Here is a 1332-nt window from a genome sequence, read left to right on the forward strand (position 1 = left end):
CAGCAGCGCACCTTCGGCGAGACCTTCGCGGTCCAGCTTGCCAACCCGGATTTTGCGCATCTGGCGAGCGCCTTCGGCCTGCCCTTTGAAAAGGTGGACTCGCCGCAGGGACTTCACGACTCGCTTGTGCGGGCAAAAGACAGCAAGGGCCCTGCCCTGATCGCCGTCTCGGTTAGCGAGATGCCGAGCCCCTGGGCGCTGATCCATCCTTTCGTGCCCTCGCCGGTCGTACCGCCGGCAAACCCACTCGGCGAACCGCACGCCTAGGCCTGTTCCGCGGACGCGCGGCCACGCCTTTAACCGAAACGGCTTGGGGATGGCCGCAACAATGAACGACGGTCACCAAGACAACGCCGGCGCGACAATCCAGGTAATTGTCCGCCGGATGTCCTACGAAACGCCCTCGGTCCTTTCCTACGATCTGCGGCCCGCCGATGGCGGGCCTCTGCCGTCGTTCGAGCCCGGCGCCCACATCGATATCCATCTGCCCGATGGGCTTGTACGACAGTACTCGCTGATCGGCCCTAGCGACGGGGCCGATTACCGCATCGCCGTGGCGCTCGACCGCGCTACCCGCGGCGGTTCGCGCTGGCTTCATGTCAGCGCCCGGCCGGGCGACCGCATCAAAATTTCCCCGCCACGGACGAGCTTTCAACTGGCCGAGACGGCTGGCCCATCGATCCTGATCGCCGGTGGCATCGGCATCACGCCATTGCTGGCCATGGCCCGGCAGCTGCAAGGGACGGGGGCCGACTGGCATCTGCATTATGCGGTGCGCACGCGCGGCGACTGCGCCCTTCTCGACGAGCTGACAGCACTCGGCGGAAACATCCACCTGCATATCGACAGCGAAAATGATCGCCTGCTCGACATAGCAGGGATCGTCAGCCAGGCCGGCCCGGACACTCATTTCTACTGCTGCGGGCCACAGCCGATGCTGGATGCGTTTTTGGCCGCAAACCAATCCCGCGATCCCTCGACGGTGCACTACGAGTCTTTCACCCCGACGGTGCCGGCGGCGGACGATGGCGGCTTCACGGTCGTCCTGAACAAGTCGGGCGCCTCGGTCAGTGTCGGGGCCGACCAGACAATTCTCGGTGCGCTGGAACAGGCGGGGGTCCACGCGCCCTCGTCCTGCCGCAACGGGGTCTGCGGCACCTGCGAAACACGYGTTCTGGAGGGTGTGCCGGACCATCGCGACAAGGTTCTCAGCGACGGCGAACGCGCCGCCGGGAACACAATGATGATCTGCTGCTCACGCGCCAAGACGGCGCTTTTGCGGCTCGACCGCTAGGGAGGTATTCATGACCAAGGACGGATCAGCCTACGCGC

Annotated in this window: 2 protein-coding genes; both read left to right on the forward strand. The window is 65.3% G+C overall.

The features are described 5' to 3' along the window. Positions 1-267 (forward strand): thiamine pyrophosphate-dependent enzyme (locus AC1DUU_RS32240; protein ID WP_476787355.1); only part of this gene is annotated, 267 nt, incomplete at its 5' end. 61 nt (positions 268-328) lie between these two features. Beyond that, the gene (locus AC1DUU_RS32245; protein ID WP_476787356.1) at positions 329-1294 is read left to right on the forward strand and encodes a PDR/VanB family oxidoreductase; all 966 of its coding nucleotides are present in this window, start codon (positions 329-331) and stop codon (positions 1292-1294) included. Positions 1295-1332 lie beyond the last annotated feature (38 nt).

Source organism: Aminobacter sp. P4_H6_2, assembly GCF_056400805.1.